The 21,365-nt window shown below is 62.6% G+C and carries 23 protein-coding genes; 6 read left to right on the top strand and 17 right to left on the bottom strand.

Annotated elements, in window-relative coordinates; translation table 11 throughout:
* Window positions 1–16 precede the first annotated feature (16 nt).
* Entirely contained in the window at window positions 17–1,027 is a 1,011-nt protein-coding gene (locus X739_RS143775) for a class I SAM-dependent methyltransferase (protein ID WP_023773048.1), read from the top strand.
* A gap of 117 nt (window positions 1,028–1,144) precedes the next feature.
* Here X739_RS143775 and X739_RS143780 read toward each other — a convergent pair whose 3' ends face one another.
* The 4 genes from X739_RS143780 to fabA form a co-directional block, all read right to left on the bottom strand.
* The gene (locus tag X739_RS143780; protein WP_023795398.1) at window positions 1,145–2,689 is read right to left on the bottom strand and encodes a bifunctional diguanylate cyclase/phosphodiesterase; all 1,545 of its coding nucleotides are present in this window, start codon (window positions 2,687–2,689) and stop codon (window positions 1,145–1,147) included.
* 130 nt (window positions 2,690–2,819) lie between these two features.
* On the bottom strand, window positions 2,820–3,632 hold the full coding sequence (gene fabI / locus X739_RS143785) for an enoyl-ACP reductase FabI (RefSeq protein ID WP_023773046.1): 813 nt from the start codon (window positions 3,630–3,632) through the stop codon (window positions 2,820–2,822).
* 31 nt (window positions 3,633–3,663) lie between these two features.
* A complete protein-coding gene (gene fabB, locus X739_RS143790) occupies window positions 3,664–4,884 on the bottom strand; it encodes a beta-ketoacyl-ACP synthase I (RefSeq protein WP_023773045.1) in 1,221 nt (406 codons plus the stop codon).
* A 49-nt stretch (window positions 4,885–4,933) separates the two neighbouring features.
* Window positions 4,934–5,452 (bottom strand): 3-hydroxyacyl-[acyl-carrier-protein] dehydratase FabA, encoded by a 519-nt coding sequence (fabA, locus tag X739_RS143795; protein ID WP_023773044.1) that lies wholly within the window; start codon window positions 5,450–5,452, stop codon window positions 4,934–4,936.
* Window positions 5,453–5,694: 242 nt separating this feature from the next.
* Between fabA and irrA the strand changes: the two genes are divergently transcribed.
* Entirely contained in the window at window positions 5,695–6,126 is a 432-nt protein-coding gene (gene irrA, locus X739_RS143800) for an iron response transcriptional regulator IrrA (RefSeq protein ID WP_023773043.1), read from the top strand.
* Between the two features lie 46 nt (window positions 6,127–6,172).
* Complete coding sequence (locus tag X739_RS143805) at window positions 6,173–6,553, top strand: DUF4260 domain-containing protein (protein WP_023773042.1); 381 nt, start codon at window positions 6,173–6,175, stop codon at window positions 6,551–6,553.
* Here the strand turns inward: X739_RS143805 and X739_RS143810 are convergent.
* Window positions 6,543–7,103, bottom strand: a complete 561-nt coding sequence (locus tag X739_RS143810; RefSeq protein ID WP_023773041.1) for an SH3 domain-containing protein — start codon at window positions 7,101–7,103, stop codon at window positions 6,543–6,545. The two genes, X739_RS143805 and X739_RS143810, sit on opposite strands and share 11 nt — an antisense overlap.
* A gap of 147 nt (window positions 7,104–7,250) precedes the next feature.
* Between X739_RS143810 and X739_RS143815 the strand changes: the two genes are divergently transcribed.
* Complete coding sequence (locus tag X739_RS143815; RefSeq protein ID WP_023773040.1) at window positions 7,251–8,252, top strand: D-glycerate dehydrogenase; 1,002 nt, start codon at window positions 7,251–7,253, stop codon at window positions 8,250–8,252.
* Window positions 8,253–8,287: 35 nt separating this feature from the next.
* On the opposite strand, the gene X739_RS143820 is transcribed toward X739_RS143815, so the two are convergent.
* The 9 genes from X739_RS143820 to X739_RS143860 form a co-directional block, all read right to left on the bottom strand.
* Window positions 8,288–8,749 carry a GNAT family N-acetyltransferase gene (locus tag X739_RS143820; protein WP_031248074.1) on the bottom strand — a complete coding sequence of 154 codons (462 nt, stop codon included), beginning with the start codon at window positions 8,747–8,749 and terminating at the stop codon, window positions 8,288–8,290.
* Between the two features lie 26 nt (window positions 8,750–8,775).
* Window positions 8,776–9,528: a molybdopterin-synthase adenylyltransferase MoeB gene (locus X739_RS143825; RefSeq protein WP_023773038.1), complete on the bottom strand. Its 753-nt coding sequence runs from the start codon at window positions 9,526–9,528 to the stop codon at window positions 8,776–8,778.
* A 31-nt stretch (window positions 9,529–9,559) separates the two neighbouring features.
* Window positions 9,560–10,699, bottom strand: coding sequence for a DNA replication/repair protein RecF (gene recF, locus X739_RS143830; RefSeq protein WP_023795397.1), 1,140 nt, complete (start codon window positions 10,697–10,699; stop codon window positions 9,560–9,562).
* 66 nt (window positions 10,700–10,765) lie between these two features.
* Window positions 10,766–11,884, bottom strand: coding sequence for a DNA polymerase III subunit beta (gene dnaN, locus X739_RS143835; RefSeq protein ID WP_023773036.1), 1,119 nt, complete (start codon window positions 11,882–11,884; stop codon window positions 10,766–10,768).
* Window positions 11,885–12,084: 200 nt separating this feature from the next.
* The gene (gene dnaA / locus X739_RS143840) at window positions 12,085–13,629 is read right to left on the bottom strand and encodes a chromosomal replication initiator protein DnaA (RefSeq protein WP_031241021.1); all 1,545 of its coding nucleotides are present in this window, start codon (window positions 13,627–13,629) and stop codon (window positions 12,085–12,087) included.
* Window positions 13,630–14,484: 855 nt separating this feature from the next.
* Window positions 14,485–14,751 carry a 30S ribosomal protein S20 gene (gene rpsT, locus X739_RS143845; protein ID WP_015319343.1) on the bottom strand — a complete coding sequence of 89 codons (267 nt, stop codon included), beginning with the start codon at window positions 14,749–14,751 and terminating at the stop codon, window positions 14,485–14,487.
* 179 nt (window positions 14,752–14,930) lie between these two features.
* Window positions 14,931–15,704, bottom strand: a complete 774-nt coding sequence (locus X739_RS143850) for an enoyl-CoA hydratase (protein WP_023773034.1) — start codon at window positions 15,702–15,704, stop codon at window positions 14,931–14,933.
* Window positions 15,705–15,738: 34 nt separating this feature from the next.
* A complete protein-coding gene (gene mutM, locus X739_RS143855; protein ID WP_023773033.1) occupies window positions 15,739–16,629 on the bottom strand; it encodes a bifunctional DNA-formamidopyrimidine glycosylase/DNA-(apurinic or apyrimidinic site) lyase in 891 nt (296 codons plus the stop codon).
* Complete coding sequence (locus tag X739_RS143860; RefSeq protein WP_023795396.1) at window positions 16,622–17,863, bottom strand: phosphopentomutase; 1,242 nt, start codon at window positions 17,861–17,863, stop codon at window positions 16,622–16,624. Before X739_RS143860 ends, mutM begins: the two co-directional genes overlap by 8 nt.
* 151 nt (window positions 17,864–18,014) lie before the next feature.
* Here X739_RS143860 and X739_RS143865 point away from each other — a divergent pair, with 151 nt between their 5' ends.
* On the top strand, window positions 18,015–18,935 hold the full coding sequence (locus tag X739_RS143865; protein WP_023773031.1) for a PhnD/SsuA/transferrin family substrate-binding protein: 921 nt from the start codon (window positions 18,015–18,017) through the stop codon (window positions 18,933–18,935).
* A 6-nt stretch (window positions 18,936–18,941) separates the two neighbouring features.
* Here X739_RS143865 and X739_RS143870 read toward each other — a convergent pair whose 3' ends face one another.
* From X739_RS143870 to X739_RS143880, 3 genes are all read right to left on the bottom strand, one after another.
* Entirely contained in the window at window positions 18,942–19,565 is a 624-nt protein-coding gene (locus X739_RS143870) for a TadE/TadG family type IV pilus assembly protein (protein ID WP_023773030.1), read from the bottom strand.
* 40 nt (window positions 19,566–19,605) lie between these two features.
* Window positions 19,606–20,187 carry a TadE/TadG family type IV pilus assembly protein gene (locus X739_RS143875; protein ID WP_023773029.1) on the bottom strand — a complete coding sequence of 194 codons (582 nt, stop codon included), beginning with the start codon at window positions 20,185–20,187 and terminating at the stop codon, window positions 19,606–19,608.
* A gap of 139 nt (window positions 20,188–20,326) precedes the next feature.
* The gene (locus tag X739_RS143880) at window positions 20,327–20,749 is read right to left on the bottom strand and encodes a pilus assembly protein N-terminal domain-containing protein (RefSeq protein WP_023773028.1); all 423 of its coding nucleotides are present in this window, start codon (window positions 20,747–20,749) and stop codon (window positions 20,327–20,329) included.
* A 358-nt stretch (window positions 20,750–21,107) separates the two neighbouring features.
* Between X739_RS143880 and X739_RS143885 the strand changes: the two genes are divergently transcribed.
* A complete protein-coding gene (locus tag X739_RS143885) occupies window positions 21,108–21,284 on the top strand; it encodes a Flp family type IVb pilin (protein WP_023773027.1) in 177 nt (58 codons plus the stop codon).
* Window positions 21,285–21,365: the final 81 nt, after the last annotated feature.

Here is a 21,365-nt window from a genome sequence, read left to right as displayed (position 1 = left end):
TTTATGGAGCACGGCTATGTCCTCTGAAGCGTTGAAGACGCTTTTTCATCCGTTCGAGGCCGAGGCTCTTTCTCCGCCGGGCAGGGACGAGCGCATTCTCTTCCTTGGCGCCGAACCCGGCCTGCGCTTGCCACCGGGTTTCGAGGCTACGCTGCATCTCGTGCAGGGCTTTCGCCCGTATTTCCGCGCGTTGCAGGCGGCTGGCTTCACAGTCACGCCGCAATCGACCGGTGAAGGTTTTGATGTAGTTCTGGTGCTCGCCGGCCGCCATCGCGGCGAGAACGAACTGCGCATCGCCGAGGCTCTCGAGCGGGTGGCGGAGGGCGGATTGATCGTCGTTGCCGGTGGCAAGGAGGATGGCATCGCAAGCCTGCGCAAGCGCGTCGGCGATCTTGTGCTGCTTGATGGCTACATGCCAAAATATCATGGTGTTGCCTTCTGGCTGCGTCGTCCGGTTGATGTGCAAGCCGCCGCCACGCTTCGCGCCGCCAATCCCGCCTTGCTCGTTGAGGACCGCTTCCGCACCGCACCCGGCATGTTCTCCTTCGATCGCGTCGATGCCGGATCGAAACTGCTGGTCGACAATCTGCCCGGTGATTTGCGTGGCACCGCGGCTGATTTCTGCGCCGGCTGGGGCTACGTGGCGGCCGAGATGGCTGCCCGCTGCCCGGGCTTATCGGCCCCGGATCTTTACGAAGCCGATTTCGATGCGCTGGAGGCCGCCAGGGCCAACCTTGCCAACACCGTGGCGCAGGGCTTCTTCTGGATGGATCTGCTGGCCGAGCCTGTCGAGCGCCGCTACGACGTCATCGCAATGAACCCGCCCTTCCACCGCAGCCGTGCGGCCGAGCCCGAGATCGGCGTCGGCATGATCCGCGCCGCGGCCAAGGCCCTGAAGCCCGGTGGACGCCTGTTCTTGGTCGCCAACCGCCAGCTTCCCTACGAGCCGATGCTGTCGGCCGCCTTTGCCAGCCACGCCGAGCTTGCCCGCGACGGCATGTTCAAGGTGTTTGTCGCACGGCGCTGACGTGATCCGTTTAATGCATGTCGCCCGAAATGTCCTCGGTTCCGGGACGACGACATGCATAAGATGAGAAGCTTACAGGTGGTCGGGCGAATCCTATTCGCCGCGACATGCTGTAGGTCAGTGTAGATTGGCGACGCGCCGGACCTCGTCGGTGGCGTGCCTGTCACCAGCGCTGAATTTGAGCGGCGCCGGCCGGCCGAACAGATAGCCCTGCACCACTTCGCAACCGGCTGCCCGCAGCAGTGTCGCCTGGTTCTCGGTCTCGACGCCCTCGGCAATGATGCTGACGCCTAGCGCCCGTGAAAGCCCGACAATGGTCGATACGACCGCGCCGGAGCTCGCATCGGTATCGATGCGGCTAACGAAGGAGCGGTCGATCTTCAGCTTGCCGAACGAGAAGTCGATCAGATAGCTGAGGTTGGAATAGCCGGTGCCGAAATCATCGACGGCGACCGAGATCCCAATCTCGGCGAGTTCTTTCAGGATGGCGGCCGCGCGGTCGCGGTCTTGCATCATCGCCGTCTCGGTGACTTCCAGTTCCAGCCGTGACGGTTTGATGCCGGTGCTCCGCATCGTGTCGCGCACAAGGCCGACGAAATCCTTGGTCATGAACTGGACCGGCGAGATGTTGACGGCGACGAAACAGTCGTCCGGCAGATGGCGGGCATCGCTACAGGCCTTGCGCAGCACCCATTCGCCGATCGGATTGATCATGCCGGTCTCCTCGGCGATCTGGATAAACTCCATCGGAGGGATCATGCCGCGTTCGGGATGCTGCCACCGGATCAACGCCTCGTAGCCGACGATGCGGCCGGTCGGAAGGTCGAGCTGCGGCTGATAATGCAGGTCGAAATCGCCGCGCTCGAACGCATTGTGCAGTTCGGACTCGACCCATTGGCGATGGTCGGCCACCCGCCCCATCTCGCTGTTGAAGACCGACCAGTTGCCAACCCCGCTGGCGCGCGCATTCTGCAGCGCCAGGTTGGAACGGCGCAGGATGAGGACCGGATCGATCCCATCCTTGGGCATCGCCACGATGCCCACCGACAGGCTCACCGATTGCTGGTGGGTGCTGAGTTCATACGGCTCCATCATCTCGTCGATGAGCCTCTCGATCATGCTTTCCAGGGTCCCCTGGATCTGATGATCGGGAAGCAGCACCGCGAACTCGCCGGTGCCGATCCGCCCGATCAGCGCGCGCGCCGGCACGCAGTCGTGCAGCCGCTTGGTGAAGGCGCGGATCAGTTCGTCACCCTGGGTGTAGCCGATCGCGTCGTTGATCTGCTTGAAGCGGTCGATGTCGATGTCGATCAGGAACATCGGTTCCCCGGTGCGGCTTGTAGCGCATGCCGCCTCGGCGATCTTGCCGACCATCGCCGGGCGGGCCAGCAGTCCGGTCAGCTTGTCGAAATGGGTTTCGTTGAAGACGAAATTCGCCGATTCATCGACACCAGCAAAGAAGGACATTGCCGCCACCGATGCGGCCAGCGCACAAAGCGCGGCCATGACCGACACCATCATATCAGCCGATATCCCGGCAAATCCGTCGCCGAGACCGTGCTTCAAGCCCCAGAGTCCGAGGACGAAACTGCCAATGCCCGAACTCGCTATCGTGAGCAGTCGGAACACGGGTGTTCGCTTCGGGTTGCTGGCGGCAGGCATGAAAAGGTCCCCAGATGGGAAGCTTTATAGCGGAAACCTCCTTAAAATGAGTTTCCGCGAATGAATCCAATTTTACTGGAGAGGATTATTTTCTTCACTGGCAAAAGACCCGCGTGACCGGGGCCGCTCGTTAGTCGCGCCCGCCATCCGTCTGCTTCAACTCGTCGAGCGTCGGCATCGACACGATATGGTAGCCGGAATCGACATAGTGGATTTCGCCTGTGACGCCGGAAGCAAGGTCGGACAGGAGATAGAGCGCGGAGCCGCCGACCTCGTCGATCGTCACGGTCCGGCGCAGCGGCGAGTTCCGTTGCTGGTAGGAGAACATGTGGCGGGCGTCCGAAATGCCGGCGCCGGCCAGTGTACGCACCGGACCGGCCGAGATGCCGTTGACCCGGATGCCGCGCGGACCGTAGTCGTTGGCGAGGTAGCGCACGCTGGCCTCCAGGCCAGCCTTGGCGACGCCCATGACATTATAGTTCGGCATGACGCGGACCGAGCCGGCATAGGTCAGCGTGATCATCGAGCCGCCGGCAGTCATCAAGGGCGCGGCATTGCGCGCCACCTCGGTGAAGGAATAGCAGGAGATCACCATGGTGCGGACGAAATTGTCCCGGCTGGTATCGGCATAGAGGCCTTTCAACTCGTTCTTGTCGGAAAAGCCGATGGCATGGACGACGAAGTCCAGTCCACCCCACGCCTTGCCAAGCGTCTCGAACGTGGCGGCGACCGAAGCGCTGTCCTCGACGTCGCAGGGAACGACCAGCGAAGCGCCGAGCTTGTCGGCGAGCGGCTTGACCCGGCGGCCAAAAGCCTCGCCCTGGTAGGTGAAGGCCAGTTCCGCCCCCTGTTCGGACAATTTCCTGGCAATGCCCCAGGCGATCGAATGATCGTTGGCAACACCCATGACAAGCCCGCGCTTGCCCATCATCAATCCGTCCATGGCCGGCAATCCTTATATGAAAAACTTGGCCTTATGCGGAGTAGCGCTGGAAAACGAGCGTCGCGTTGGTGCCGCCGAAACCGAAGGAGTTCGACAGAACGGTGTCGATCCCTGCGTTGTCGATGCGCTTGCGTACGATCGGCATGCCCTCGAATTCCGGATCGAGCGTCTCGATATGGGCGCTTTCGCCGATGAAGCCGCCTTGCATCATCAGGATCGAATAGATGGATTCCTGCACGCCCGCCGCGCCCAGAGAATGGCCGGTCAGCGACTTCGTCGACGTGATGAACGGCATCTTCTCGCCAAACACTTCACGGATCGCTCCCATTTCCTTGGAATCGCCGACCGGCGTCGAGGTGCCGTGGGTGTTGATATAGTCGACCGGCGTGGAAACCGTCGCCAGCGCCTGGCGCATGCAGCGGACCGCGCCTTCGCCCGAGGGCGCAACCATGTCGAAACCGTCCGAAGTGGCGCCGTAGCCGACGATCTCCGCGTAGATCTTGGCGCCGCGCGCCTTGGCGTGCTCCAGTTCTTCCAGCACCAGGACGCCGGCGCCGCCGGCTATGACGAAGCCGTCGCGATTGGCGTCGTAGGCGCGCGATGCGGTCGGGGCCCTGTCGTTGAACTTCGACGACATGGCGCCCATGGCGTCGAACAGGTCCGACATCGTCCAGTCGAGATCCTCGTGGCCGCCGGCAAAGACCATGTCCTGCTTGCCCCACTGGATCAGCTCGTAGCCATTGCCGATGCAATGCGCCGAGGTCGAGCAGGCCGAGGAGATCGAATAGTTGACGCCATGGATCTTGAACCATGTGGCCAAGGTTGCCGAGGCCGTCGACGACATCGCCTTCGGCACCGCGAAGGGACCGATGCGCTTGGGGCTGCCGTTCTTGAGCGTGGTTTCGGCCGCCTCGACGATGGTGCGGGTGGAGGGACCGCCCGAACCCATGACGATGCCGGTGCGCTCGTTGGTGATGTCGCTCTCGTCGAGGCCGGCATCCGCGATCGCCTGGTCCATGGCGACGTGATTCCAGGCCGCGCCCTGGCTCAGGAATCGCATCGCGCGGCGATCGATCATAGCCGAGGGGTCGAGCGTCGGCGCGCCCCAGACCTGGCACCGGAAGCCATGTTCGGCAAAGGAATCGGAAAAGCTGATGCCGGATCTGGCGTCATGCAGCGAGGTCTGCACCTCGTTGGCATTGTTGCCGATCGACGACACGATGCCGAGGCCTGTGACTACGACACGTCTCATTCGCAACTCCTTCCAGGGATGCTGGCCAATGGGCGGGCCAGGGCTGCGGTCAAGCGACCGCCGACTGCTTGGACAGACCCACCTTCAGGTCCGTCGCCGCATATATGGGCTCGCCATCCGCCTTCATCCAGCCATCGGCGATGCCGAGCACCAGCCGGCCGCGCATCACACGCTTGAAATCAACGCCATACTCGACCTTCTTGACCGATGGCGTGACCATGCCCTTGAACTTGACCTCTCCGGTTGACAGCGCCATTCCCTTGCCGGGTTCGCCAAGCCAGCCCAGATAGAAGCCGGTCAATTGCCACAGCGCGTCAAGGCCGAGACAGCCCGGCATGATCGGATTGCCGATGAAATGGCAGGCAAAGAACCACAGGTCGGGCTTGATATCGAATTCCGCGCGAATGAAGCCCTTTTCGAAGGCGCCGCCGGTCTCGCTGACCTCGGTGATACGGTCGAACATCAGCATCGGCGGGTAGGGCAACTGGGCATTGCCCTGTCCGAACAGCTCGCCGCGAGCGCAGGCCAGCAATTCTTCGTAGTCGTAGCTGGATTTCGAACCCGCCATCAATTTCGTCCCCATATCGTCCGGGCGGTAGCGCGCCCTTGTCGTTGGTGTCCTAACACAATCTGTTTCTGGCCGGAAACCGGCGTTTGCGCTTAACCCGCCAGTCTGCCCGGGTCAATGCGCGCTATTGATCGCATTCGGGCGACAGAATATATGTCAACAGGGGTCCGGTTCCGGCAGATATTCATTTTTTTGCCATTCTGGGCGTGTCTTGAAGCGGGACTGCGAGCTTGGAAGACCAGATGGACCGGGGCTGCCGGAAGGAAAATGTCGCTGTGGACAAGCGGGTACGTGAAGCCGGCCTGAGGCCGACCCGTCAGCGCATTGCGCTGGCCGACCTGCTTTTCGCCAAGGGCGACCGCCATTTGTCGGCTGAGGAACTACATGAGGAGGCGCAGGCCGCCGGCGTGCCGGTATCGCTGGCCACCGTCTACAACGCGCTTCACCAGTTTACCCAGGCGGGACTGCTGCGCATTCTCGCCGTCGAGGGTTCCAAGACCTACTTCGACACCAACACCTCCGACCACCACCATTTCTACATCGAAGGCGAAAACAGGATTTTCGACATCGCCAACGGCCCGGTAACCGTCACCAACCTGCCGGAGCCGCCCGAAGGCATGGAGATCGCCAATGTCGATATCGTGGTGAGGCTGCGTCCCAAGCGTCGGGAATGATCGGCAAGGGCGGAACAATCGGTCCGGCCCGGATAATCGGTCTGAGATGAAATCTCTCGATTGGACAGTCCGGCTCGAATGGGCCGTCGCGGCGGCTGCCGCAATCGTCTTCTATGGCGCGACAGGCGCTTCCTGGTGGCTCTTCGCGTTGCTCATCCTGGCGCCGGACCTGTCGATGCTGGGTTATCTCGGCGGCTCGCGCGTCGGCGCCATTGCCTACAACGCCTTGCACATTCTGATCGTGCCGGTGCTCCTGTTGCTTGCCGGGCACCTCGCCGGCAGTGCGGTCGGCAGCGCCATAGCACTGATCTGGATTGCCCACATCGCGATCGACCGCGCGTTGGGCTACGGCTTGAAGCTGTCAACAGGATTTCAGGATACCCATCTCGGCCGTATCGGGCGCAAAAGCGAGACGTTCAGTCCTTGACCCGCTCGCCCGGATAAGCGCCCCAGACGACCGACTGGGCGAGCCAGCCGGTGTGGCCGTCGAACGTCATCTCGCACCACTGGCCGTCGCAGGCTTTGATCGTGCCCATGACGCCGGGTTCTACGATCGCCACCACCCTGGCATCCTTTTCGGGGCTCTTGAGAAGGTTGATCTGGCCGCCCTTGCCGCGTTGCCAGGGAGCGACGATTGCGGTACGCCGGCCCGAAAGCAGCGACTGGTTGATCCATCCTTCCGAGCCGTCGGCGTCGCGCACGCGCCGCCACGTATCGAACTCCTGGATGATTTCCATGGGCAGGCCAGCCTTCATATACATCCAGTCGACCGAATAGTTGGCGCCGGGACCGACACGCGAGTTGACGCGGCCGGATTTCAGGCTGACGAATCGCGGCAGCGGCAGGCCGCTCGGTCCGAGCGTGATGGCGCCCTGGGCGGGAGCGGCCGCGCTTTGCGCGTCGGCAAGCGGAGTATAGAGAAGAGCGCCGAGAAATGCTGCGCTGAGGGCCAGGCGAAGCGACGCGAAACCAGACACTTTCGTTCCTTTCGGCACCGGCCCGATGGCTGCGGCACCCTTTTTCTTTGTCTTCGGCGGCACCGCTTGTTACATGGGTAAATCGGCTACCGCGACCGGCTTTCAGTTTCGCCTGTCTTGGTTAAAGAGGTCTCAACGAGGGAAACAATGGTAGGCAAAAAGAAGCCTCTCGTGGTCATCACGCGAAAGCTGCCCGACCCGGTCGAGACCCGCATGCGCGAGCTGTTCGACGCGAGGCTGAATGTCGAGGACAGGCCGATGACGCAGCCGGAACTGGTCGCCGCGGTCAAGGAAGCCGACGTGCTGGTGCCGACCGTGACCGACCAGATCGACGCCGCACTGATTGCCCAGGCCGGCGACAATCTCAAGCTGATCGCCAATTTCGGCAACGGCGTCGACAAGATCGATGTGGCGGCGGCGGCCAAGAGGGGCATCACCGTCACCAACACGCCCAACGTGCTCACCGAAGATACCGCCGACATGACCATGGCGCTGATGCTGGCGGTGCCGCGCCGGCTGGCGGAAGGCGCCAATGTGCTCACGGGCGACAAGAAATGGGCCGGCTGGTCGCCGACCTGGATGCTTGGCCGGCGCATCTGGGGCAAGCGGCTCGGCATTGTCGGCATGGGCCGCATCGGCACCGCCGTTGCCAGGCGAGCCAAGGCTTTCGGCCTGTCCATTCACTATCACAACCGGCATCGTGTGCTGCCGGCGGTCGAGGATGGGCTGGAGGCGACCTATTGGGAGAGTCTCGACCAGATGCTGGCCCGCATGGACATCATCTCGGTCAATTGTCCCTCGACACCCGCCACCTTTCATCTTCTGTCGGCGCGGCGGCTGGCGTTGCTGCAGCCCACCGCCTATATCGTCAACACTGCCCGCGGCGACATCATCGACGAAGAAGCGCTGGTCAAACTGATCCAGGACGGCAAGATCGCCGGCGCCGGCCTGGACGTTTACGAGCACGAACCGGCCCTGAACGGCAAGCTCTTGAAGCTCGCCGCCAGGAACAAGGTCGTGCTTCTGCCGCATATGGGCTCGGCCACGCTCGAGGGCCGCATCGACATGGGCGAGAAGGTCATCATCAATATCCGCGCCTTCGTCGATGGCCATCGCCCGCCGGACCGCGTGCTGCCGCTCAGGACCTGAAAACCTTCCAGGCGCCGGCTCTCATAAACCGAAGCTTACGAAATGGTCTTGCGCATGGTGATGGACGTCGGCCTGTCATAGCCCTGATGCGCCGTCCGTTCGGTTTCGTGAAAGCCGAGCCGGGCAAAGGCGGCATGATTTGCAGTCAACTCGATCCTCGTCTCCAGTTCGATGTCGGCCTTGCCGCGGCTGCGGGCCAGATCTTCGGCCGCTTGCATCAGCCGCCGGCCAATGCCTTGCCCCTGGCGGTCCGGGGCGACGGCGAGCTTGCCGACATAAAGACCCTCGACCCTTTCAAGAGCAAAAACGCAGCCCACGATCCTGTCGCCGTCGAGCGCCACAAAGCCTGTCTCCCGCAGGGCCTTGGCGCGCAGTGCTTCGACTGTGAGCAGGTGAGCCGACGATGGCGGGTCGATGACGCCGTCCATGAGGGCGAAAGCATGCATGATCAAGGCAAGCACATCACCCCAGCGGCCGAAATCGGCGGGGATTTGCATGATTGAAACATGGGGCCGTTCCAAGATCAGCGTCTCTTGTAGCGGATCGTCTCGAAGCGGGCGGCGAGCGCATCGTAAAGCAGCAGCCGGCCAATCAGCGGCTCGCCTATGCCGGTGATCAGCTTGATCGCCTCCATCGCCTGCAGCGTGCCGACGACCCCGGTCAGCGCGCCGAGCACTCCGGCCTCCGCACAGGACGGCACCATGCCCGGCGGCGGGGCTTCGGGAAACAGATCCCGATAGCTCGGGTTCGGCTTGCCGTCCCTGCCGTCCTCGAACGGCTTCAACACGGTGACCGAGCCATCGAAACGTCCGACGGCCGCATGCACCAGCGGCTTCCCTTCGCTGGCGCAGGCATCGGCAACCACGTAACGCGTCTCGAAATTGTCGGACCCGTCGACGACGATATCGTACTTGGCGACGAGGGCAGGGGCGTTTTCCGCGGTGAGTCGAAACGTGTGCGTTTCGACCGATGTGTTGGGATTGATGCGGGCGATCGCAGCCCCTGCACTCTGGGTTTTCAGCATGCCGACCGTATCGGTGCCGTGAATGACCTGCCGTTGTAGGTTGGAGAGCGAAACAGTGTCGTCGTCGACAATGCCGAGCGTGCCGACACCGGCCGCGGCGAGATATTCAAGCACCGGCGCCCCGAGCCCGCCAGCGCCGATCACCAGCACCCGAGCCTGCTTGAGCTTCTGCTGGCCAGCGCCGCCGACCTCGGGCAGCACGATGTGGCGGGCATAGCGTTCGATCTCGTCGGCGGTGAGCGCGGTAGTCATATCAGGACCATATAGCGGTCGAAAAACCTTGTCAGGGGTCTTCGGTTGGCCCAACCGTGCCATGGTCGACCGTCAGGAACTGCGCGCGGCCATGCAGGCTGGAAAACAGCGCCGCATCGGTGCCCGTCATGAAGGCCTGGCAGTTCAGGTCTTCCAGGATCGAGAACAATGCCGCGCGGCGGCCGCCATCAAGATGCGCCGCGATCTCGTCGAGCAGCAGGATCGGCGTCAGGCCGGACATTTCGCCGGTCAGCCGGGCATGCGACAGCACGATACCGACCAGCAACGCCTTCTGTTCGCCGGTCGAGCAGAGTTCGGCCGGCATTGCCTTGGGCCGGTGCCGGACCATGAGGTCCGAGCGGTGCGGACCCTCGAGGGTGCGTCCGGCGGCGCGGTCCCGGTCGCGGCCATCGGCAAGCGCCCGTCGGAACCGCTCCTCGACATCGACCGCCGGTGCACCGGCAATCTCGGCCTCCAACTCACCCGAAAGGCCGATATCGGCCTGCGGAAACGGTCCGGTGTCGGGCAGCCGGTCGATCATGGCCACCAGCAGGCGCACCAACTCGGAGCGCGCGGCCGCTATCGCCACGCCGGTCTCGGCCATCTGCGTCTCTATCGCCTCGAACCAGCTGGCATCCCGCGAGCCTTCCGTCAGCAAGCGGTTACGGCCTCGCATCGCCTTCTCGTAATCGAGTGCGCGCTGGCCATGGCCGGGATCGATCGCCAGAACCAGCCGGTCGAGGAAGCGCCGGCGATCCGCTGCCGGCCCGGTGAACAGCGAATCCATCGCCGGCGTCAGCCACACCACACGCAGCCATTCCAGCATGTCCTCGGCCCGCGCCGCGGCTCCATTTATACGCACCCGCCTGCCGCTCTCCGCGGTGTCGCCTCCGGAAATGCCTGTGCCGATCTCGACCTCGCCTTCAGGTCCGTCGAGCCGTGCATGCAGGGCAAAACCGCCATCGCCACCCTCACGGGCCACATCCCCGTAGGCTGCGCGGCGCAAGCCGCGTCCCGGTGTCAAAAAGGAGATCGCTTCGAGGAGATTGGTCTTGCCGGCACCATTGTCGCCGGAAAAGACCACGGCGCCCGGCGCGACATCTATCGCAAGGGTCGCATAGTTGCGAAAATTGGTAAGCGTGAGCTTACTTATGTGGGTTTGTGCCGGCAACCGCTATCCGCCTTTAGAAGTCGCCGCAACCAAGGCCTAGTCGTATTGCCAGCGACGCCGCGCCGGCTATACCCGCATCGGCATCAGCACGTAAAGCGCGGTCTCGTCGGCCATGTCGTGGATCAGCGTCGGCGAACCGGCATCGGCCAACATGAATTTGGCCTCCGTGCCGGTCAATTGCGCGGCGACATCGAGCAGGTATTTGGCGTTGAAGCCGATCTCGATCGGGTCGGCCGAATAGTTGGCCGCCAGTTCTTCCGTGGCGCTGCCTGAATCCGGATTGTTGACCGCAAGCGTCACCTGGCCTTCGCTGATCGAGAGCTTCACCGCCCGGCCGCGTTCGGAAGAGATGGTCGAGACCCGGTCGACCGCGGCGGCGAAGCTTTGGCGGTCGAGGATCAGCTTCTTGTCGTTGCCGGTCGGAATGACCCGCTGATAGTCCGGGAAGGTGCCGTCGATCAGCTTCGAGGTGAGGACGACGCTGCCGATGGTGAAGCGGATTTTGGTGTCGGACAACTCGGTGGTCACGGCGACATCCGGATCGTCGACCAGTTTCTGCAGCTCGCTCACTGTTTTGCGCGGAATGATGATGCCCGGCATGCCCTCGGAGCCAGCCGGCGCGTCGATCTCGGCGCGCGCCAGGCGATGGCCGTCGGTTGCCACCGAGCGCAGCTTCAGCTTGCCGCCGACCTCATGCGTGTGCAGGTAGATGCCGTTAAGATAGTAGCGCGTCTCCTCGGTGGAGATGGCGAACTGCGTCTTCTCGATCAGACCCTTCAGCGCCACCGCATCGAGGCGGAAGATGTGCGAGAAGGATCCGGCCGAAAGCTCGGGAAAGTCGGATTGCGGCAGGCACTGCAGGCGGAAGCTCGAGCGGCCCGACGTCACCGTCATGGCGTTGCCGTCCTCGTCTGTCTTCAGCATTACCTCGGCACCGTCCGAGAGCTTTCGCACGATGTCATAGAGCAGGTGCGCGGGGACCGTCGTCGCCCCGCCGCGCTCGACCTTGGCGGGCGTCGCTTCCGTCACCTCCAGGTCGAGGTCGGTGGCCTTCATTTCGAGGCTGGCGCCGTCCGCGCTGAGCAACACGTTCGACAGGATCGGTATGGTGTTGCGCCGTTCGACCACGCGGTGCACGTGGTTGAGCGACTTCAGGAGATTTGATCGTTCCAGAATAACACGCATGACGAAACAGGCTCGCTTGAATGAATGAACGGGTCTCCGGCTGCCGGCGCCCCGCGAAAGCTCTGAACAGGCTTCAGAATCTACGCAAACTGACAGGAAAAAGCCAGTGAACGCAAGCCCGCGCCACCGGTTCGGGCCGGTTGCGCGGGCTTTCTGGGGATAAAGCTGGCCAACCCCGCAAGCGGGCGGTTTCTGACCGGTCAGGCCTGGTCGTTGATCAGCCTTCTCAGCAATTCCAGTTCCTGCGCCAGCGTGTTGTCATTGCCGGAAAGGTCCTCGATCTTGCGCACGGCGTGCAGCACCGTCGTGTGATCGCGGCCACCGAAGCGCCTTCCGATTTCCGGCAGCGAGCGCGGCGTCATCACCTTCGACAGATACATGGCGACCTGTCGCGGCTTGACGATGGTGCGCGTGCGCCGATTGGACAGCAATTCCGTCTTCGAGACGTTGTAGTGGCGCGCCACGATGCGCTGGATGTCCTCGATGCGGACCCGCTTCGGCTCGCCCGTGCGATAGATGTGGCCGAGGATCTCGTCGATGCGATCGATGGTGATCTGCGGCTCGAACGACTGGCGAAACAGGAGCTGGTTGAAGGCGCCCTCCAGTTCACGTCCGCTGCCGGTCACGGTCCGGGCAACGTGGTTGAGGATCTCTTCGGAAATGCCCAGCGATGCATCGTCGATCCTGGCCGTGGCCAGACGCAGTTTGAGCATGCCGAGCCGCATGGCGAAATCGGGCGCCGACATTTCGAGGGCGACGCCGCCATTGAGACGCGAACGGACCCGCGGTTCGAGGGATTCCAGCTCCGACGGTGGACGGTCGGCGGCAACGACGACCTGCTTGGCGCTGTCGAGCAGCATGTTGATCAGATGACAGAATTCATGCTGGATCGATTTGCCCTGCAGGAATTGCATGTCGTCGATGATCAAGAGATCGATGTCGCGCAACTGCTCCTTGAGCGTCAGTGCGTTGTTGTCGCGGATCGCCGTGGCGAAGCGCCACATGAAATACTCCGCGGTGAGGTAGACCACGCGTGACTTCGGGTTCTGCTTCAGCGATTCCGCCGCGATGGCCTGCAGCAGGTGAGTCTTGCCGAGCCCGACGGTGGCATGCAGGAAAAGCGGATTGAAGCGTACCGCGCTCGACTGCGATTCCGCCACGGCCTTGGCGGCGGCGAAGGCGACCCGGTTCGACGGTCCCTCGATGAAGGAGCCGAACGTGTAACGCGGATCAAGCGGTGATCCCAGAACATTGTGGCGGAACTCGCTCTCGACCGGCACGCCCGGACGCGGCATCGGAGACCGCTCCACCCTACCTGGACTGACGGTGCCGGCGGCCAGCGCCGTCTGCGTCTGCCGCGTCATCTTGCGGGCCGGCGCCAATTCCGGTTCGGGCTGGCCGCGCCCCTGACGGGTTGCGGTGCGCACGACGATTTCGATCTTGAGAAGCTCGGGATCCTCGTGCTTCCACAGCTCTGAAATGAGATCATGATAGTGGCCGTTGATCCACGAGCGCAGGAAGGCGGTGGGCACGGAGATGCGGACAATGCCCTTGGACGCTTCCGCGACCTTCATGCGTCCAAACCAGCTGGAATAGACTTCGGTTCCCAGGCGCGCCTTCAACTGGGCCTTGACCCGGTCGAACTTCTGTTCCGCGTCGCTGGAGACCGCCATCTCGTTTGCTCCGATCAAAGTTCCAGGAAATGGGAGGTCGCCCGTAAGCTCCCTTTCGATGCCGCTCTGCATGATCGAGTTCCTTGCCTTTCTGTACCTGTTTTTCGCTGGGGATGCGCCTCCTGCATCCTTTTCCGGCGACCGTGTCTTCGCTACGATGCCATTGCCGCCGCCGGCAATGAGCGTCGCCCACCATCCGGCGGGAACCGGTGCCGGCCCATGGAAGCCAGTCCGCGTTGGGTATGTCAGGGCAATACAACACCGTCCGGCGAAAGAGCGCCGGCGCGCCGTCCTACCTGCCATGTGTCTAGTTACGCCAGTCCCCTACCGTATCGAAAAAGAGCAAACCATACCCGTTCGCGGACTTGATCCACGTCGCAAATCCCGCCAATTTAAGCTGGCCGCGTAAGGCTGGGTTAAGGGCCAGAGGCCCGCCCCGTTCGATAGATCGACATTACCGAAATCGCTGTGGATAGGGCAAGGCCACGTCTAACGGATTTTTAAGGAATCTGGTTACCTCGGGCGGGTTGGAGCGCCATGCCGCGGCGGCATATTTTGACAAAGCCATTGGGATTCAAACCCTTTTCCGACGAATATGAAAAAGCCGGGCCGGCGCGAAATTTTCTGAAATAATTCACTTGACAGCCAGTTGTCCTCCTGACCCTTCGGCGCGCTGTGGACAAGCTGTGGATGACTGTCGCTAACTGCTTGGGAACAAACAGCTATTTGTGCGGGGCGGAGTTTTCTCGGTCCGCCCTTTTGAAGCGCGCCGATCATCAGCGGGCATGTATGTGCCGGCAAACCATTTCGAACTCGGGAACCTGAACTTGGGGCTGTCTGCGGTTATTCTTTTTAAGTACTTGCCGGCAAACGAAAAAACCCGGCGCGATCGGCCGGGTTCGAAGAAGATCTCCTGAAAAGTCGATATCAGGCCGACAGCACCTTGAGGCGCTGGGCGAGGCGCGACACCTTGCGAGACGCTGTGTTCTTGTGCATCACGCCCTTGGTCGCGGCGCGCATCAATTCCGGCTCGGCTGCCTTGAAGGCGGCCTGTGCGGCCGCCTTGTCGCCGGAGGCGAGTGCCTCCTCGACCTGGCGGACGTAGGTGCGGACGCGCGAGCGGCGGTTCTTGTTGATCGCTGCGCGGCGGGCGATCTTGCGCGTTGCCTTTTTGGCCGAGGATGTGTTGGCCATGATGCCTCTCTTCTGATCTGGTCGGCGCACGCGGCGTGCCGCAGGGCGCAAAAAACAAACGGGCAGCCACGGGGCCGCCTCGGTTGGTGCGGCTTATAGTTCAGCTTTTCCGGCGCGTCAACGCCGACTGGCGTTCTTTTTGCCGATGCCACGGGTTTCGGACGCTGGCCCGCCACGCCCTACCGGTTGGTGAAATTCGGCTTCCGTTTTTCGGCGAACGCCGCCATCCCTTCCTTCTGGTCTTCGAGCGCGAAAAGCGAGTGGAACAGGCGGCGTTCGAAGCGCAATCCCTCGGCAAGCGTCGTCTCATACGCGCGGTTCACCGCTTCCTTGGCCATCATCACCGATGGCAGCGAGAAATCCGCGATTTTGGCCGCCGCCTTGACGGCCTCTTCGACCAGTTCGGCGGCCGGAACGACCCGCGACACCAGGCCCGAACGTTCGGCCTCGGCGGCATCCATCATCCGTCCTGTCAGGCACATGTCCATTGCTTTCGATTTGCCGACGAACCGGGTCAGGCGTTGCGACCCGCCCATGCCGGGAATGACACCGAGCGTGATCTCGGGCTGGCCGAATTTGGCTGTATCGGCGGCAATGATGAAGTCGCACATCATGGCGAGTTCGCAGCCGCCTCCCAGGGCATAGCCGGCCACCGCCGCGATGATCGGCTTTCGTGCCCGCGTGAACTCTTCCCAGCCAGCGAAGAAGTCCTGGCTGTAGGCATCCGCGTAGGAGATCGCCTGCATTTCCTTGATGTCGGCACCGGCGGCGAAGGCCTTGTCGGAACCGGTAACAACCATGGCGCCGATGCCAGGATCGGCGCAGAAACCGTTCACGGCCGAGACGAGTTCAGCAAGGATCTGGGAATTCAACGCATTGAGCGCCTTTGGCCGGTTCAGCGTGATCAGCCCGACCTTGCCACGCGTCTCGATTATGATCGTTTCATGGTCCATGGGCTTGCTTCTCCTTGCTCGACGGCGGTCTAGCTTACCTCTGACAGGTCCGGCAATAGAAGGTCGAGCGCCCGCTCTGCACGATGCGTTCGACCTGGCCGCTGCAGCCGGGCTTGAGGCAAGGCTCACCCTCGCGGTCGTAGACGGCGAAGGAATGCTGGAAATAGCCCAGCGACCCATCGGTGTGCATATAGTCCCGCAGTGAAGACCCGCCGGCAGCGATGGCGTCCGCGATGACCGAACGGATTGCCTCGGCGAGGCATTCGCTTTGTTCCCTGGCCTTCTTGCCTGGCTTGGCGATGGTGCCTGCCTCGCGCAGGGGTGACAGGCGTGCGCGCCAGAGCGCCTCCGAGACGTATATATTTCCTAAGCCGGCGATCAGCCTCTGGTCGAGAAGCGCTGCCTTGAGCGGCGCTCTGCGGCCTTTCAGCAGCGAGGCAAGCAGAACGCCGTCCAGCGCATTGCCGGTGGGCTCGACACCCAGTCCGTCCAGCATCGGATGCGTCTCCGGCGGCTCTTCCGCAAACAGCATGAAACCGAAGCGGCGCGGGTCGTTGAAGATCACCCGGGAGCGCGCGCCGGCCGCGGAAACGACATGGAACACGACATGATCGTGCGCCGCGCTCTTGGAACGCTCATGATGGAACACGCCCGGTGTCTCGTCGTCGTCGCCGGTCTCGATGCGAAAGGAGCCCGACATGCCGAGGTGGCAGATCAGAACCGGACCGCCCTGCATATGCATGGTCAGATATTTGGCGCGCCGGCCAAGCGCCGTGACCGTCCTGCCCGTCAGCCGCTCCGAGAACCGTTCGGGAAAGGGGAAGCGCAGATCGGGTCGTCTCATCTCGACCCTGGCCAGATGGGCACCTTCCAGGACCGGCTGCAGGCCGCGCCGGACCGTCTCGACTTCGGGCAATTCAGGCATGGCCGCCAATCGTGGCGTGGAAGGACGTGCCGTTACGGCCGCGCGCCAGCCGCAGATGTTGGGCAACCGTCTCGCCGATATCGGCGAATGTCGCCCTCAGCCCTATGTCGCCGCCTTTGAGGCCGGGTCCAGTGCCGATGACCGGAATGCGTTCGCGCGTATGATCGGTGCCGCGCCAGGTCGGATCGTTGCCGTGGTCGGCGGTCAGGATGAGAAGGTCGCCCGGCTTCAGCTTCGCAAATGCCTCCGGCAAACGCCGGTCGAAGGCCTCGAGTGCGGCGGCATAACCGGCGACATCGCGGCGATGGCCGAATTCGGTGTCGAAATCGACGAAATTGGCGAACACGAGGTCACCGTCGCCGGCCTCGTCCATGGCGCCCAGCGCCTGGTCGAACATGGCCATGTTGCCTGCCGCCTTGCGCACTTGTGAAACCCCGCGATGGGCGAAGATGTCGCCGATCTTGCCAACGGCGATGACGCGGCTGCCGCGCGCCGTCAGCCGGTCGAGCAATGTCGGTTCGGGCGGCGGCACGGCGTAGTCGTGGCGGTTGTAGGTTCGTTCGAAGGTGGCTGATGTCTCGCCGACGAAGGGGCGCGCGATCACCCGTCCGATCCTCAGCGGGTCAACCAGCCGGCGCACCACCTGGCACAACTCATAGAGCCGCTCGAGGCCGAAATGGGCCTCATGAGCGGCGATCTGCAGGACGGAATCGACCGACGTGTAGCAGATCGGCTTGCCCGTGCGGATATGTTCCTCGCCGAACCGCTCGATGATCTCGGTGCCTGGCGCATGGCAATTGCCGAGGATGCCTGAAACCTTGCCCTCGCGGATGATCGCCTCGGTCAGATCGGCCGGAAAGGCGGGAACCGTATCCGGGAAATAACCCCAGTCGAAGCGCACTGGCAGGCCTGCGATCTCCCAGTGGCCGGAAGGCGTGTCCTTGCCGCTCGAAATCTCCTGCGCCGCGCCATGGAAGGCATTGGCGAGCAGGTCCGTCCCGAAATGGGTAAAACCCAGTCCTGTCGCCGTCTCGGCCGCCTTGCTAAGTCCCAGCGATGCCATATGGGGGACGAACAGTGGTCCCTGACGAAGCCCTTCGCGATCGGCGCGCCCTTCCGCGCAAGCTTCGGCGATGTGCGCCAGCGTGTTTGCACCGGCGTCGCCATAGCGTTCTGCGTCGGCCGCGCCGCCGATGCCGAAGGAATCCAGGACAAAGAGGAATGCACGCGCCATCGGGTCATTTGTTGCCAGTGTGGACCTCAAGACATAGGGTTCCGCGGCGGCCTTGGCAATTCGGAAACCAAACGGCAATACAGGCACAAAGATCAGGTGTCGCGACCAGTTGGGCGCCCATGGACGAAACAAGAGGCAAGGCGGTCCCGTCATGAAGGGTGCGCTCAAGACATGGACTGCCCTCATGGCTGTGAACGGTGCGTTCTGCGGTGGACCGGCGTGGGCGGACTGGCGCGACGATATCAGCACATTTCGCATCGGTATCGTCGCCGAACCCGGCGCCGGCAATACCGTTCCGGGGCTGGCCGTGCTGACGCAAGCCTTTACCGATGCGCTCGGCATGAAGGTGGAATTCGTCGTTGCCCGCGATTACGCGGCACTGATCGAGGCACAGGCCAATGCGCGGATCGAATACGCCATCTATTCAGCGATCGCCTACGCCACGGCGCTGCAACGCTGCGAATGCATTGAGCCGCTCGTGGCTCCGGTCGATTCAGACGGTGCGGCCGGCATTCGCTCGGTACTGCTGACCAGGGACGGCAAATTGCCCGGCTTGGCTGACATGGAGACCCGCCGGATCGCCATGCCGCCGCCGGACAGCGTCGGCGGTTCGCTTTTGCCGCTGGCGGGCTTGGCCGCCGAACACGTCAGGATCGCCGAGGGCGCACCATTCCTTGTCCATGCCCCGTCGCCATCGGCGGCTGAAACCATGCTTGTCGACGGCGAGGCCGACGCCATGTTCGGTTGGGTGAAGGCAGCGGCCGACGGTCAGCCGCGACCGCCCGGGGGCACCCAGGCAAGGCTCGAATCATCAGGCCTTTCGGCGTCGGCTCTTCAGGTCGTGTGGACGTCGGGTCTGCTGAGATACGGTCCCCATGCGGTGCGCGGCGACCTCGATCCGGAAGCCAAGCGTCGGCTGACGGTGTTCCTCACCAATCTCAAATCGACGACGCCGGATGTCTACGATCTTCTGGAGCCGAAGCATGCCGGCGGCTTCATGGCCGTGGTTCCGAAGGACTATTCGGCGGCGGAGGCAATCGTGCGGATGGTGTCGGTGGATGGCCGGCAATAAAGTCCTTCAGCAGTCGCTGCAAGGGATCGTGACGCTTCTGCGGGGACGCAGAAAATAGGTTTCGCCCATCGGGATCTTCGTAGTGAGAGATGGGGTCAATCCAAGCTTCTGAGTGGTGTCCGGCTGCCAGTTGATAATCGGCAAATAGCCCAGATTGCTTTCCACGCGGACGAGGAACGTCCCGGGGACCCTGAGGCTTGCCGGAACCGTGGTTGCGGTGCCGGCGGTCGCTCCGACGCCATTCACACCGTTGATCACCTTGCGCGACCACACCACCAGCACCTTCGGTGTGGGATCGGTGGTGACCTGTATGGCCGTGATGGTGATATCCGGCACGGAGCGGCTATAGGGTTGAAGGGTCAAAATGCCGATCTTCATGATGGCATCGAGGTCCACTTTGGCGATGGTCGGCTGTTGTGTGACGAGATCGGCGACCATGCTGCCGACACGGCTGACCTTCTTGCTCGTCTCAATGGCCTGCGAAGCCTCCATGGTCATGAAATACATGACCAGCAGGACAGGCGCGATAAGCGCGAACTCGACCGCCGCGACGCCACGACGATTGGACCAGAACTGGATTGACTTGCCCCAGAGCCCAGCAATTCCCTGATGTGCCCCCGCACGCATCATATTCACTGCCCTTTTTTAAGTTGTTGCTTCGCTGATGGTCTCAATTGTCGAACGGCTCATTCTGCCAGGTCACCGAAGCGAAATGCAGGGTTTTGTTGCCGCCCATCGACTGCGCCATCAGGTTGGTCATGATGGGCCATTTGTAGAAGACCCGCAGCATGTTCTTTGACTCCGCCGCACCCGCCGTGACGGCAAAGGGCACATCGGCGCCGCTATTCGTCAGCTGGATGTTACCGCCCTGGATCCTGAAGCCGGCCTGTGCCGCGTCCGCGAATGCTGTGTATTGGCGAAGATCGACGCTCAACTGATTGGGGCAATCCTGCGAGACGATGATTTCCAGCTTGCCGCAGATCATGTTCTTCAAATTGTCTCCGGCGACGTCGGCGGCCCTCAACTGGCCGGTGCGCAGCCGGCGCGCGACATCGTCGGTAATGTTGGCCATCACCTCCTGGCTGGCAAATGAGATGCAGCTTTCGAGGATGGCGAAGACGAGAAGCGCGAACGGCATTGCAAGCAGCGCGAACTCCAGCGCCGTGGCGCCGCGCCGGTCGCGCACGAAGCGGTGGAAAGGCCTGGCGCGCTCGATCTTGCGTTGATCTGTCGAGCCGAATTCCTTGCTCATGCGATGTTCCTGCCATCCTGACGGTGCTGACAGGTGTATTAGTGCAAACCAATTGAGGTCCGGTTTGAATGATCGTTAAACTCGGCGCAGGCATTTTAACCAGGCAGTAACCTGGGCGCTGGCGTGGCCCCCGCACGGCTTATTTGGTGACGCTCATCTCGGCTTCGGACGATTTCTCCGCGTCACTCTTGTAGGAGCTTTCGCAATAGGGCGTGCACGACATGGTCTGGACCTCCGCGCGCCGGTAAATGCGAACCGACGTGGCCGCCTGGCGGACCACGGTGACCTGTGCGTCGACGATCGGGCTGCCCTCTGGGTCAAGAACGACGAGATTGGTGACACCGAAACCCTTCCCGGTGAGCACGATCGTCGAGGCATCCTGGACGGAGGCGTCGGCGATTGCCGGGTTGCCCACGACGATCGTATCGGCGGGGCGCGACAATTTCACGATCTTGGCCTGGTTCATGGTGACCTCGATCCCGGCGCCGGCCCTGGCGGGCGCGGTCAAGCTGGCGGCGGCAAGGAGCACGGCAATCAGAATCGACGATCTCGGCACGGCCATCAAGGCGCTCCACGCAGGCGGACTGTTCAACGGAACATGAACGAGATTGGTGAACCAACGGTTAAGTTGACTTGTTGCGCTCGGATGTGGCGGTCGGCATGGACGAGCGCATCACCAAACTCGTGCACGCGTCGCAAGCCTGCCCAAGCCCTTGCCGTTTGCGGCGTCGAGCCGCAAAACACAACATTAGTCAGCGCTTAGTGTGGAGTTAACCACGCAAGATGTTCTGGTGGGGAAAGGAATCGGTAAGGCTGTTTATTAAGCCGATCGAAAGAGCTTCTCCCTAGATTTGCAGCATCCGATCAACCATCACAGAAGTTGACGGAAGTGCTGTAACACGTGGAGTAGGAGCTCTCGAATGTCTAATCTCATCGCACGTTTCGTGAAGGACGAATCCGGCGCGACCGCCATCGAATATGGTCTGATCGCCGCTCTCATCGCGCTCGCCATCATCACCGGCGCCGGTGCGCTCGGCAATGCTATCAATGCCAAGTTCGCTGCTATCGGAACGACCCTGAATACCACCGGCACCTGATCTGCCGTATTGCTGGTCGCTTAGATCTTCTGAACAAGGGCCGCCATGTGGCGGCCCTTGTTCTGTCCTGCCGTCAGTGGC

Origin of the sequence: Mesorhizobium sp. LNHC209A00, from assembly GCF_000502915.1 — a bacterium.
Lineage (GTDB): Bacteria > Pseudomonadota > Alphaproteobacteria > Rhizobiales > Rhizobiaceae > Mesorhizobium.
The sequence above is the reverse complement of the archived record's forward strand: the minus strand, read 5'-3'. Positions and strand labels throughout refer to the sequence as shown.